Genomic DNA, 12,568 nt, shown 5'->3' on the forward strand with positions numbered 1-12,568 from the left:
CGGAGGAGGGGAAGGCGGGATGTGCTCAGGGTTTTGTGCGCGAACGTATCCGCAGTCCAGCGCGAGGCAGGGGGCGCCGGACTTTTTAGTGATCAGTCGTTTTCAGCGTGAGCGATAACGCAGGCGTGTGCCGAAGTTCATCGACATCAGGATCTCGTCGGCGCTCAGTTCCGGCGGAAAGTAGGCGCCGGAGATCTGCGCGTGAGCCAGGCTGGCGCCTTCCAGTTTCGAATGAGTGAAATCGATGCCGCGCAGGTCGGCGGAACGGAAATAGGCATTGGTGAAGTCGACGCCGTCGGCATTCAGTTCGCGCAGGTCCAGGCCGCGAAAGTCACCCCCGACCATGTCGATAGGTCCATCCGTTGGGCGTTCGTTGTTGAAACCCTTGATGTCGTCTTTGTGCAGCAAAGCATAAAGCGGTGTATCGAGAAGTTTGGGCTGGCTCATGTCACGTCACCTGTTGGTTTTATGACGCCAGTATAATGCCACTACGTTACAATCGTGAAGCCGATGAAGGCTTCACGATTGAAATACTTTTTACAGGCCCGGCAAGCGTTGGCGGATTTGTGCGACAACGGTGTCGAGGGTCCCGCTTTCATTGGTCAGCACGCGTTTGCTGCACAGGATTTCCGCCGGTGTCAGCGCTTCACGACTGGCCTGTTGAGCTGCAATAACGGCCAGGTTGGCGTCGGATGGATCGTTTTTGTCTGCCTGACGCAGGGCCAGCCAGTTTTCGATCACGGCTTGTGGTGCTTCGCAGTCAAGGATCAGGAACGGCGCACCGGTGGCTTCGGCGATTTGCGCAGCACCATCGCGCTGCTCGCGCTTGAGGTACGTGGCATCGATCACCACAGGGAAACCGGCATGCAGGATCACGGCGGCAATTTCATGCAGGCGGGCATAGGTCGCGGCGCTTGCGTCGGCGCTGTAGATGCCGGCCTGAGGGTCGTTGGTGACGGTTTGCTCGCCGAACATGCGTTTGCGCTCCACATCGGAACGCAGTCGAATCGCGCCCAACGCTTCCACCAGGCGCATGGCCACGTGACTTTTGCCCACCGCCGAAACGCCATGGGTAATGGCCAGGAAGCGCGAAGGAATGGTGCTGTAGCTTTCCGCCAGGTTGGCGTAGTTGCGGTACTGGCGCAGGGTCGTGGCGCGCTGCACCGGGTCGGCCTCGGCCGGCATACTGAACAGGCTGACCTTGGCGCGAACCAGTGCGCGGTAGGCTTTATAGAAATTCAACAGCTCCAGGCCCTGGTAGTCACCCGTCAACTCCAGGTATTGGCTGATGAAACGCCGGGCCAGGCATTTCAGGCCACGGTCCTCAAGGTCCATCGCCAGGAAACCGGTGTCGGCGTAAACGTCGGTGAAGCGGAACGGCTCGTTGAATTCGATGCAGTCGAAGATCACGACCTTGCCGTCGATCACGGTGGCGTTGCCCAGGTGGATATCACCGTGGCACTCACGGATGAAGCCCTGGGCTTTACGCTCGGCGAACAGGGGCTTGAGGCGTTCGAAGCTGCTCTCGGCCCAGGCTTGCAGCGCGTCGAGTTGCAAAAGGTCGGCCTTGTCACTCAGGAATGGGCGGATCTGTTCGAAGTTCTGTCGAACCGGCGCCATGACGCTGTCCGGGGTACCGGCTTCGTGTTCTGCAGGCACTTTCGGGGCGTTGAGGTGGAATTGCGCGATCTGCACGGCCATCTCGTCGATGTGCGTGGTGGTCAGCTCGCCGTTGGCTTGCAGGGTGCTGAGCAATTGGCTCTGGGGGAACTGGCGCATCTTCAGCGCGAAGTCGAGGATCGGGCCATTACCACCCAGTTGTGGCGCCTCGACGCTGCCGGTGATTGGCAACACTTCCAGATACAAATCATCGGTCAGGCGCTGGTTCAGGCGCAGTTCTTCAGCGCAGAAATGCTCGCGGGCATCCAGGCTGGTGAAGTCGAGAAAGCCGAAGTTAACCGGTTTCTTCACTTTATAAGCGAAGGGGCCCGTGAGTATCACCCAGGAGATGTGCGTTTCGATGACTTGGAATCCGTCTACCGGATGCGGGTAGAGGGCCGGGTTTTGCAGGGCGGCGATCAGGGGCTGGCTCACAGGCGTTCCTTCAGAGTCTGGCAAAAAATATGGCGGTCATTATGGCGGCAAGTCCGTCCGACGCAAACCTCGGTTGGCTCCTGTTGACGATGAATAAAGTGCGTATAATCCGGCGCCATGACTCGTACCCGATCCCCCCGTACCCCCAAAAAACCACCTTCCCGGGGCCTGCGTCCCTGGTTGAGCTGGGCTATCAAACTCAGTCTGGTTGGCCTTGTGCTGCTCGCCGGATTCGCCGTTTACCTCGATGCCATCGTGCAGGAGAAGTTCTCCGGCAAGCGCTGGACTATCCCGGCGAAGGTGTATGCGCGCCCGCTCGAGCTGTTTACCGGCCAGAAGCTGAGCAAAGAGGACTTCCTGACCGAGCTCGATGCCCTGGGCTATCGTCGCGAAAGCGTGAGCAACGGCCCCGGCGCCGCCTCGGTCAATGGCAATACGGTGGATTTGAACACCCGGGGTTTCCAGTTCTATGAAGGCCTGGAGAAGGCGCAGCCCGTGCGCGTGCGATTCTCCGGCGACTATGTGGCCGAACTCTCGGCGACCAACGGCTCGAAGTTGTCGGTGGTGCGTCTGGAGCCCCTGCTGATTGGCGGGATTTACCCGAAAAACCTTGAAGACCGTATTCTGATCAAGCTCGATCAGGTCCCGCCTTACCTGCTCGAAACCCTGGTCGCCGTGGAAGACCGGGATTTCTACAGCCACTGGGGCGTATCGCCCAAGTCGATTGCCCGCGCCATCTGGGTCAATACCTCGGGCGGCAAGATGACTCAGGGGGGCAGTACCCTGACGCAACAGTTGGTGAAGAACTTCTACCTGACCAGCGAACGCAGCCTGACCCGCAAGCTCACCGAAGCCATGATGGCGATGTTGCTCGAGCTGCATTACGACAAGCGCGAGATTCTTGAGGCCTACCTCAACGAGGTGTTTGTCGGCCAGGACGGTCAGCGTGCGGTGCACGGTTTCGGCCTGGCCAGCCAGTTCTTCTTCGGGCAGCCATTGTCCGAACTGAAGTTGCATCAGGTCGCCATGCTGGTGGGCATGGTCAAGGGGCCGTCCTATTACAACCCGCGGCGCAATCCGGAGCGGGCGCTGGAGCGCCGCAACCTGGTGCTCGATGTACTTGAGCAGCAAGGCGTTGCGACTGCGGAGCAAGTCGCGGCGGCGAAGAAAATGCCGCTGGGTGTGACGACGCGGGGCAAACTCGCCGACAGCTCGTTCCCTGGATTCATCGATCTGGTCAAGCGCCAATTGCGCGAAGACTATCGTGATGAAGACTTGACCGAAGAAGGCCTGCGGATCTTCACCAGTTTCGATCCAATCCTGCAGATGAAGGCCGAGGCCTCGGTCAACGATACGTTCAAGCGGCTGGCCGGACGCAAGGGCTCCGATGATGTGGAAGCGGCGATGGTGGTGACCAACCCGGAAACCGGTGAAGTCCAGGCCATGATCGGCAGTCGCCAGGCGAGTTTCGCCGGCTTCAACCGGGCGCTGGATGCGGTGCGCCCGATCGGCTCGCTGATCAAGCCGGCCGTTTACCTGACGGCTCTTGAGAAGCCGAGCCAGTACAGCCTGACCAGTTGGCTGTCGGACGAATCCTTCTCGGTCAAGGGGGCGGATGGCCAGGTCTGGAAACCACAGAACTATGATCGCCGCTCCCACGGCACCGTCTTCCTTTATCAGGGCCTGGCGCACTCCTACAACTTGTCCACTGCACGTCTGGGCTTGGCAGTCGGCGTGCCCAATGTGCTGAAAACCGTCGCTCGACTGGGCGTGAACCGTGAGTTTCCGGCGTTTCCGTCGATGTTGCTGGGGGCGGGAGGCATGACCCCGATCGAGGTCGCGACCATGTACCAGACGCTCGCCAACGGAGGGTTCAATACGCCGATGCGCGGGATTCGCAGTGTACTGACGGCCGAAGGCGAGCCGCTCAAGCGCTATCCGTTCCAGATCCAGCAGCGTTTTGATCCGGCGTCCATCTATCTGATCCAGAACGCCATGCAGCGGGTCATGCGTGAAGGTACGGGCAGTTCGGTTTACAACGTATTGCCGAAAACCCTGACCCTGGCAGGCAAGACCGGTACCAGTAACGACTCGCGAGACAGCTGGTTCGCCGGTTTCAGTCAGGACTTGCTGGCGGTGGTCTGGTTGGGGCGCGATGATAACGGCAAGACACCGTTCACTGGCGCCACCGGTGCGTTGCAGGTCTGGACCAGCTTCATGCGCAAGGCCGACCCGCTGCCATTGGACATGCCGCAACCGGACAACGTCGTTCAGGCATGGGTTGATTCGCGGACCGGGCAAGGCTCCGACGCCAATTGCCCAGGTGCCGTGCAGATGCCGTATATTCGCGGCAGCGAACCGCCTCCCGGCGCTGCGTGTGGTGGGGAAAGCCCTGTCTCCGGCGAAACGGTGATGGATTGGGTCAAAGGCTGGATGAATTAAGCAAAGAGGGTTTCAAGTGAACAAGTGGTTGATTCCAGCAGTGGTCACCGTGGCTTTGCTCAGCGGTTGCTCCACCGTACAGCGCGGTTCCATTCCGGTTGTGGATTCCGGCAGTGCCGTTTCCAACAGTGAGCGGGTGTCGGCCAATGGTGGCTTCCGTCAGACGACGGTGCAGCGTCCGGCGCAAGCCCAGGGCCAGGCGATTCCACAAGGCGACTCTGGCGTCGTGGTGATGGTGCCGGGCGGTGGTGCCGTTTCGTCGACACCGATCAGCACTTCGCCGATTACGCCGGGGCCGATCACCCCGGGCCCGATCGATACCTCGCCGGTTCAGTCGGCGCCGATCAATCAGGGCAGCTACAGCATGCCGTCGACCCCCAGCGGAATTCCGTCGGCGAGTGCCGGTGGCTTGTCCGCCGATGAACAGCTGGATGGTCCGGTGTTGGCACTGCTGACGACCGCCCAGCAGCAACAGGCGGGCGGGGACCTCAATGGCGCTTCCTCCAGCCTCGAGCGTGCCCAGCGTGTTGCACCCCGTGAACCACAAGTGCTCTATCGCCTGGCCCAGGTGCGTATGGCGCAGGGTGATGCGCCACAGGCCGAACAATTTGCCCGTCGCGGCCTGACGTTCGCCAATGGACGTCCGGCGCTTCAGGCCAGCCTGTGGGAATTGATTGGTCAGGCGCGTGAGAAGCAGGGTGATTCCGCGGGCGCTGCACTGGCTCGTCAGAAGGCCAAGGTTTCCTCGTAATGGACGTGCGCTTTCCCAAGATTGCCGAACAGCTGTTGCTGATCGAGCGCGAACTGCGCGTTCAGGGATGGTGGGACGATGTCGCGCCTTGCGCCGAAGCGTTGTCCAGTGTCGAACCCTTTTCGGTCGATACGCTGGATTTCGAACAGTGGCTGCAGTGGATCTTCCTGCCTCGCATGAAAATCATCCTGGAGCAGGATCTGCCGCTGCCCAACGCTTCGGGCATTCAGGAGATGGCCGAAATGGTCTTCGCCTCCCGTAATGTCCAGGGCCGGGATCGCCAGTTGCAGGTGCTCCTCAAGGAATTTGACCTGTTGATCACGACGTCGCGCTGATCCGCTTATCCTTCCCGGCGCGAGCAGGCTCGCTCACACAGGGCAGGATCGTTACTGGCAATTCTCGGCGATCTGCCTTTGTGTTTCGGTGGTGCGCTCCTGACGTTGCTCGTCGGTCAGGCGGCGCATCTCACCGTCGACATCCTCGCGCAGCCGCGGGTTGTTCTGCAGTTGCGCCAGGTTCGTGCGGGCCTGCTCGCAGAATACCTTCAGTTGGGCCTGCTGCTCGGCGACCTGCTTTTTCACCGACTTGTCGATGGCCTGTTGATCGCCGACGGTGCTGCCAGGCAGCCGCGTCGCCGGGTTGCTCGCAGGCGCCGAGGGCGTAACCACTGTTTCGGCTTCCCGGCCTTGGGGCGGTTGCGCATCAAAGTGGGTGACGCCGTGTTCATCGACCCATTTGTAAACCTGCGCGGCCATGCACATTGGACTCAAGCCAGCCAACAGGCTGGCGGTCAGGAAAAACGTTCGCATGCCATTTCCTTGTATTGGGTTGCGCAATTGAAGCTAACACAGTTGCTGTTTCGCGGTTTTTTCTTGCTTTCTCATGTGCTTACTTCAATAAAGCACATAGACGACTTGACTTGCAGGGGACGAAACAGAAGAATCCAAAGTCCGCTGTAGAGGGACTGCCAGAAGCAGACCCACTCGGCAGATCATGAGGCGCACATCCGCGTCGACCTGTTACACCCGCAACGCGTTACCTCGCGCTGGGTGGGAAAAGCCCGCAACACTTGGGACGATCCCAATACTTGCTCAGTCAGTGCTGACGTAGTCGGCGACCACCGTCGCTCATGCTCTGCCGAGAAGTAAACCTATTAAGACCCGTCCTTTCTGATATGGACGGTATTCTGGCGTTTTAGAGGTGAACAACGTGGAGCTTTTATCTGGCGGTGAGATGCTCGTCCGCTTTTTGCGTGACGAAGGCGTCAAATATATCTACGGGTACCCGGGTGGTGCTCTTCTTCATGTCTACGATGCCCTGTTCAAAGAACCGGAAGTGACCCACATCCTGGTTCGTCACGAACAAGCTGCGACCCATATGGCTGACGGCTACGCCCGTGCCACCGGTAAGGCCGGCGTGGTATTGGTGACCTCCGGACCGGGCGCAACCAACGCCATTACCGGTATTGCCACTGCCTACATGGACTCCATCCCGATGGTGGTCATTTCCGGCCAGGTGCCGAGCACCATGGTCGGTACCGATGCGTTCCAGGAAACCGACATGATCGGTATCTCCCGGCCGATCGTGAAGCACAGTTTCATGATCAAGCACGCTTCGGAAATCCCGGAAGTCATGAAGAAAGCGTTCTACCTGGCGCAATCCGGTCGCCCTGGTCCGGTCGTTGTCGACATCCCGAAAGACATGACCAACCCGGCCGAGAAGTTCGAATACATCTTCCCGAAAAAAGCCAAGCTGCGTTCCTACAGCCCGGCCGTCCGTGGCCATTCCGGGCAAATCCGCAAGGCAGCCGAAATGCTCCTGGCGGCCAAGCGTCCGGTGATGTACGCCGGCGGTGGCGTGATTCTCGGTGGTGGCTCCGCGCCGCTGACCGAACTGGCCAAAATGCTCAACCTGCCAGTGACCAACACCTTGATGGGCCTGGGTGCCTACCCTGGCACTGATCGCCAGTTCATCGGCATGCTGGGCATGCACGGCAGCTACACCGCCAACCTGGCGATGCACCATGCCGACGTGATCCTCGCGGTCGGCGCGCGTTTCGACGATCGCGTGATCAATGGCGCGTCCAAGTTCTGCCCGAACGCCAAGATCATTCACATCGACATCGACCCGGCTTCGATTTCCAAGACCATCAAGGCCGACGTGCCGATCGTGGGCCCCGTCGAGAGCGTCCTGACCGAAATGGTCGCGATCCTCAAGGAAATCGGCGAGACCCCGAACAAGGAGTCCGTGGCAAGCTGGTGGAAGCAGGTGGATGAATGGCGCGGTGATCGCGGCTTGTTCCCTTACGACAAGGGTGACGGCAGTATCATCAAGCCGCAGACTGTGATCGAAACCCTGTGCGAAGTGACCAAGGGCGATGCCTATGTCGCTTCCGACGTCGGTCAGCACCAGATGTTCGCGGCGCAGTACTACAAGTTCAACAAACCCAACCGCTGGATCAACTCCGGTGGTCTGGGCACCATGGGCTTCGGTTTCCCGGCGGCCATGGGCATCAAGTTGAGCTTCCCGGATGCCGACGTCGTCTGCGTGACTGGCGAGGGCAGCATCCAGATGAACATCCAGGAACTGTCCACCTGTCTGCAATATGGTCTGCCGGTCAAGATTGTCATCCTGAACAACGGTGTTCTGGGTATGGTTCGCCAATGGCAGGACATGAGCTACGGCAGTCGTCACTCGCATTCCTACATGGAGTCACTGCCTGATTTCGTCAAGCTGGCCGAAGCCTACGGTCACGTCGGCGTACGCATCAGTGATTCGAAGGATCTGAAGTCGAAGATGGAAGAAGCGTTCGCTCTGAAGGATCGTCTGGTGGTCCTCGATATTGCGGTCGATACCAGTGAGCACGTCTACCCGATGCAGATCAAAGACGGCTCCATGCGCGATATGTGGCTGAGCAAGACGGAGCGTACCTAATCATGCGGCACATTATTTCCTTGCTTCTGGAAAACGAACCTGGCGCTTTGTCTCGCGTAGTCGGCCTGTTCTCGCAGCGCAACTACAACATCGAAAGCCTGACTGTGGCGCCAACCGAGGACCCGACCCTGTCGCGTCTGACGCTGACCACGGTGGGCCACGATGAGATCATCGAGCAGATCACCAAGAACCTGAACAAGCTGGTCGAAGTGGTCAAGCTGGTGGACCTGTCGGAGAGTGCTCACATCGAGCGCGAACTGATGCTGGTCAAGGTCAAGGCCACGGGCGCCCAGCGCGCCGAGATCAAACGCACTACCGATATTTACCGTGGGCAGATCGTCGATGTCAGCGCCAGCGTCTATACCGTTCAACTGACCGGTACCAGCGACAAGCTCGACAGCTTCATTCAGTCCATCGGCACCGCTTCGATCCTGGAGACCGTCCGTAGCGGCGTCACCGGTATTGCTCGCGGCGACAAAGTACTCAGCATCTAAACCAAATTAGCGAATGGCCTGAACGGCCTGGATATATAGGGGAAATTCATGAAAGTTTTCTACGATAAAGACTGCGACCTGTCGATCATCCAGGGCAAGAAAGTTGCCATCATCGGTTACGGTTCCCAGGGCCACGCCCAGGCGTGCAACCTGAAAGACTCCGGCGTTGACGTTACCGTTGGCCTGCGTAAAGGTTCGGCGACCGTCGCCAAGGCCGAAGCTCACGGCCTGAAAGTGACCGACGTTGCTTCCGCTGTCGCGGCTGCCGACCTGGTCATGATCCTGACCCCGGACGAGTTCCAGTCCTCGCTGTACAAGAACGAAATCGAGCCGAACATCAAGAAGGGCGCCACCCTGGCCTTCTCCCACGGCTTCGCGATTCACTACAACCAGGTTGTACCGCGCGCCGACCTCGACGTGATCATGATCGCGCCAAAAGCACCGGGCCACACCGTGCGTTCCGAGTTCGTCAAAGGCGGCGGCATCCCTGACCTGATCGCGATCTACCAGGACGCCTCGGGCAACGCCAAGAACGTCGCGCTGTCCTACGCCGCTGGCGTCGGTGGCGGTCGTACCGGCATCATCGAAACCACCTTCAAGGACGAGACCGAAACCGATCTGTTCGGCGAACAAGCCGTTCTGTGTGGCGGTACCGTTGAGCTGGTCAAGGCCGGTTTCGAAACCCTGGTTGAAGCTGGCTACGCGCCGGAAATGGCCTACTTCGAGTGCCTGCACGAACTGAAGCTGATCGTTGACCTCATGTACGAAGGCGGTATCGCCAACATGAACTACTCGATCTCCAACAACGCCGAGTACGGCGAGTACGTGACCGGTCCGGAAGTGATCAACGCCGAATCCCGCCAGGCCATGCGCAACGCCCTGAAACGTATTCAGGACGGCGAATACGCCAAGATGTTCATCAGCGAAGGCGCCACCGGCTATCCTTCGATGACCGCCAAGCGTCGTAACAACGCCGCTCACGGTATCGAAATCATCGGTGAGCAACTGCGCTCCATGATGCCGTGGATCGGTGCCAACAAGATCGTCGACAAAGCCAAAAACTAAGTCGCGCACTTGTGTGAGAAAAAACGCGGCCCAGGCCGCGTTTTTTCGTTTGCGGGGACGGTTCTGGTATAAAGCTGCATCGTTTGCGGCCGAACCGTCGTCCCAGACACTTGTCGAAACTTTCCACCCTGTTGCAAGGTAATGTCCATGAGCGAACGTCCCGAAGAGCCAAACCAGGCTTCCGACGCCGAAAGCCTGCTGCCCATCGATGAGCACGTCGAAGAAGGGCATGACGCCGAAGGCCGTAAAGTCAGGCATCGTGGTATCTATCTTCTGCCGAATCTCTTCACCACCGCGAACCTGTTCGCGGGGTTTTATTCCATCATCAACTCGATGAGCGCGCAGAGCGCCTTGAGTGCCGGCGATGCCGCTGGCGCCAGCAAGTATTTCGCCTTCGCGGCCATCGCGATCTTCGTGGCCATGGTGCTCGACGGCCTTGACGGTCGCGTGGCTCGGATGACCAATACCCAGAGCGCCTTCGGTGCCGAGTACGACTCGCTGTCGGACATGGTCGCCTTCGGTGTCGCGCCCGCCCTGTTGGCATTCGGTTGGGCTTTGGGCGACATGGGCAAGGTCGGCTGGATGGTTGCCTTCATTTATGTCGCCGGTGCTGCGCTGCGACTGGCGCGATTCAACACTCAGGTCGGCACCGCCGACAAGCGCTACTTCATCGGCCTGGCCAGTCCGGCTGCTGCGGGTGTCGTTGCCGGTATTGTCTGGGCTTTCAGCGATTACGGGATCCAGGGTTCCAAGATGTCGTTCCTGGTGGCGCTGATGGTGGCGGCTGCTGGCATGCTGATGGTCAGTAATATCAAGTACAACAGCTTCAAGGAGCTGGACCTGAAGGGGCGCGTACCTTTCGTGGCCATCCTTGCCGTCGTATTGGTGTTCGCCGTGGTCTTCAGTGATCCGCCGCGTATCCTGCTGCTGGTGTTCCTCGCCTATGCGGCGTCTGGTCCGGTGCAATATCTGTTACGCCTTCGTCGGCACAAGAACGCGTAATTTCCTTCATACTCCGCAGTCTATTGGTGCATCTGTTCTCCAATGCTGCGGAGTTACCATGCTGATCAAAGTCCCCCAGGCGTCCGACTGTCATGAGTCGGACGTCACGCCTGAATCCCTCTATCTATCCCGTCGAAGTGTCCTGGGGGCTGCCGCTGCCGGCCTTGCCCTGGGCGGTTTGCCACGTTGGGCCGGCGCTGCTGATGCTGCGCGTTATCCGGATGTCGAGCCCGGCAAGGCGCCTGCCTGGTTTTCACAAAAGCTTCCTTCTGTGCAGTGGGGGGCAGTCAACGTCAGGGACGAAGCCATCACGCCGTTCAAGGATGCGACCCACTACAACAACTTCTATGAGTTCGGCACCGATAAAGGTGATCCGGCTGCCAACGCGGGTGCGCTGAAAACCGAGCCCTGGAGCGTGGTGGTGGACGGGGAAGTGGGGAAGCCAGGGCGGTACGCGCTGGAAGACTTCATGAAGCCCTACCAGTTGGAGGAGCGCATTTATCGTCTGCGCTGTGTGGAGGCCTGGTCGATGGTCATTCCGTGGATAGGCTTTCCCATCTCGGCATTGCTCAAGCAGGTCGAGCCGACCTCCAAGGCAAAATTCATTCGCTTCGAAACCCTGCAGGCCCCCCAAACCATGCCGGGGCAGCGTTCCGGTTTTGCCTTGATCGACTGGCCTTATGTCGAAGGATTACGGCTCGATGAGGCAATGAACCCTTTGGCCATCCTCGCGGTGGGCATGTACGGGCGTGAGTTGCCGAATCAGAACGGTGCACCCTTGCGTTTGGTGGTGCCGTGGAAGTACGGCTTCAAGAGCATCAAGTCCATCGTGCGGATCAGCCTGGTCAGCGAGCAGCCGAAGACCACCTGGCAGAGCATTGCTGCGGATGAGTACGGTTTCTACGCTAATGTGAATCCGGCAGTGGACCACCCGCGCTGGACCCAGGCACGGGAGCGGCGTTTGCCGAGCGGCCTGTTCAAGCCCAATGTGCGCGACACGCAGATGTTCAATGGTTATGCGGATGAAGTCGCTTCGTTATACACAGGGCTCGATCTGCGGAAGAATTACTGATGCGATATCCGTTGTGGCGAGCAGGGGTCTTTATAGTGGCGGCGATATGGCCGTTGCTCTGGCTCTATCAGGCCTGGGCGGATTTGCTCGGGCCGGATCCTGGCAAGGTGCTGGTTGACCGGCTGGGGCTCGGGACGCTCATCCTGCTGCTGATAACCTTGAGCATGACACCCTTGCAGAAGCTCACCGGTTGGGCGGGGTGGGTGGCGGTCCGGCGGCAATTGGGGCTGTGGTGTTTCGCTTATGTGGTTCTGCATCTATGCAGTTACCTGGCGTTCATTCTTGGCTTTGACTGGTCTCAACTCGGCGTCGAGTTGCGCAAGCGGCCGTACATCATTGTCGGGGCGCTAGGCTTCCTTTGCCTGCTGGCGTTGGCAGTGACATCCAATCGCTACAGTCAGCGGCGTCTGGGTGCTCGCTGGAAGAAGTTGCACCGGCTGGCCTATGTCGTTCTCGGGCTTGGCTTGCTGCATATGTTGTGGATCGTGCGTGCCGACCTGAAAGAGTGGGCGGTGTATGCCTGCATAGGGTTGCTGCTCTTGGTGTTGCGTCTGCCAGCCGTGTCGCGCCGAATCCCTCGCCTGGCGGGTAAAAAATCATCTTCTGCGAGAAAAGCATAATTAGGGGTTGACGGCAGATTCTGGACGTCTATAATTCGCCCCACTTCCGGCGCAGTCGAAACGGAAAACTCTTTGGTAAACAAAGAGTTACGCA

At 59.3% G+C, this 12,568-nt stretch carries 12 protein-coding genes; 9 read left to right on the forward strand and 3 right to left on the reverse strand.

Going from position 1 to position 12,568, the window contains the following annotated elements; translation table 11 throughout:
- Window positions 1–102: 102 nt before the first annotated feature.
- Both ACM6IM_RS03080 and ACM6IM_RS03085 read right to left on the reverse strand, forming a co-directional pair.
- A complete protein-coding gene (locus tag ACM6IM_RS03080; protein ID WP_201194807.1) occupies window positions 103–447 on the reverse strand; it encodes a pentapeptide repeat-containing protein in 345 nt (114 codons plus the stop codon).
- A gap of 90 nt (window positions 448–537) precedes the next feature.
- Window positions 538–2,094, reverse strand: a complete 1,557-nt coding sequence (locus ACM6IM_RS03085; protein WP_414864117.1) for an AAA family ATPase — start codon at window positions 2,092–2,094, stop codon at window positions 538–540.
- A gap of 117 nt (window positions 2,095–2,211) precedes the next feature.
- Between ACM6IM_RS03085 and mrcB the strand changes: the two genes are divergently transcribed.
- From mrcB to ACM6IM_RS03100, 3 genes are read left to right on the forward strand one after another with little or no spacing between them, the layout of a single operon-like run.
- Window positions 2,212–4,536 carry a penicillin-binding protein 1B gene (gene mrcB, locus ACM6IM_RS03090; protein WP_192308914.1) on the forward strand — a complete coding sequence of 775 codons (2,325 nt, stop codon included), beginning with the start codon at window positions 2,212–2,214 and terminating at the stop codon, window positions 4,534–4,536.
- 16 nt (window positions 4,537–4,552) lie between these two features.
- Window positions 4,553–5,287, forward strand: coding sequence for a tetratricopeptide repeat protein (locus ACM6IM_RS03095; RefSeq protein ID WP_414864118.1), 735 nt, complete (start codon window positions 4,553–4,555; stop codon window positions 5,285–5,287).
- Complete coding sequence (locus tag ACM6IM_RS03100) at window positions 5,287–5,622, forward strand: YqcC family protein (protein ID WP_201194796.1); 336 nt, start codon at window positions 5,287–5,289, stop codon at window positions 5,620–5,622. The genes ACM6IM_RS03095 and ACM6IM_RS03100 overlap by 1 nt, the downstream gene beginning before the upstream one ends.
- Before the next feature lie 51 nt (window positions 5,623–5,673).
- Here the strand turns inward: ACM6IM_RS03100 and ACM6IM_RS03105 are convergent, their stop codons facing one another.
- Window positions 5,674–6,096 carry a DUF4124 domain-containing protein gene (locus tag ACM6IM_RS03105; RefSeq protein WP_201194794.1) on the reverse strand — a complete coding sequence of 141 codons (423 nt, stop codon included), beginning with the start codon at window positions 6,094–6,096 and terminating at the stop codon, window positions 5,674–5,676.
- Between the two features lie 400 nt (window positions 6,097–6,496).
- Between ACM6IM_RS03105 and ACM6IM_RS03110 the strand changes: the two genes are divergently transcribed.
- From ACM6IM_RS03110 to msrQ, 6 genes are all read left to right on the forward strand, one after another.
- On the forward strand, window positions 6,497–8,221 hold the full coding sequence (locus ACM6IM_RS03110; protein WP_192308906.1) for an acetolactate synthase 3 large subunit: 1,725 nt from the start codon (window positions 6,497–6,499) through the stop codon (window positions 8,219–8,221).
- A 2-nt stretch (window positions 8,222–8,223) separates the two neighbouring features.
- Complete coding sequence (gene ilvN / locus ACM6IM_RS03115) at window positions 8,224–8,715, forward strand: acetolactate synthase small subunit (protein ID WP_040064172.1); 492 nt, start codon at window positions 8,224–8,226, stop codon at window positions 8,713–8,715.
- Window positions 8,716–8,763: 48 nt separating this feature from the next.
- Complete coding sequence (ilvC, locus tag ACM6IM_RS03120) at window positions 8,764–9,780, forward strand: ketol-acid reductoisomerase (RefSeq protein ID WP_003228216.1); 1,017 nt, start codon at window positions 8,764–8,766, stop codon at window positions 9,778–9,780.
- A gap of 147 nt (window positions 9,781–9,927) precedes the next feature.
- Window positions 9,928–10,782 carry a CDP-diacylglycerol--serine O-phosphatidyltransferase gene (pssA, locus tag ACM6IM_RS03125; protein ID WP_192308904.1) on the forward strand — a complete coding sequence of 285 codons (855 nt, stop codon included), beginning with the start codon at window positions 9,928–9,930 and terminating at the stop codon, window positions 10,780–10,782.
- A gap of 58 nt (window positions 10,783–10,840) precedes the next feature.
- Entirely contained in the window at window positions 10,841–11,854 is a 1,014-nt protein-coding gene (gene msrP / locus ACM6IM_RS03130; RefSeq protein ID WP_414864119.1) for a protein-methionine-sulfoxide reductase catalytic subunit MsrP, read from the forward strand.
- Window positions 11,854–12,474 (forward strand): protein-methionine-sulfoxide reductase heme-binding subunit MsrQ, encoded by a 621-nt coding sequence (gene msrQ / locus ACM6IM_RS03135; RefSeq protein ID WP_414864120.1) that lies wholly within the window; start codon window positions 11,854–11,856, stop codon window positions 12,472–12,474. The genes msrP and msrQ overlap by 1 nt, the downstream gene beginning before the upstream one ends.
- Window positions 12,475–12,568: the final 94 nt, after the last annotated feature.

Source organism: Pseudomonas sp. IT-P12, from assembly GCF_949767465.1.
Taxonomy (GTDB): Bacteria; Pseudomonadota; Gammaproteobacteria; order Pseudomonadales; family Pseudomonadaceae; genus Aquipseudomonas.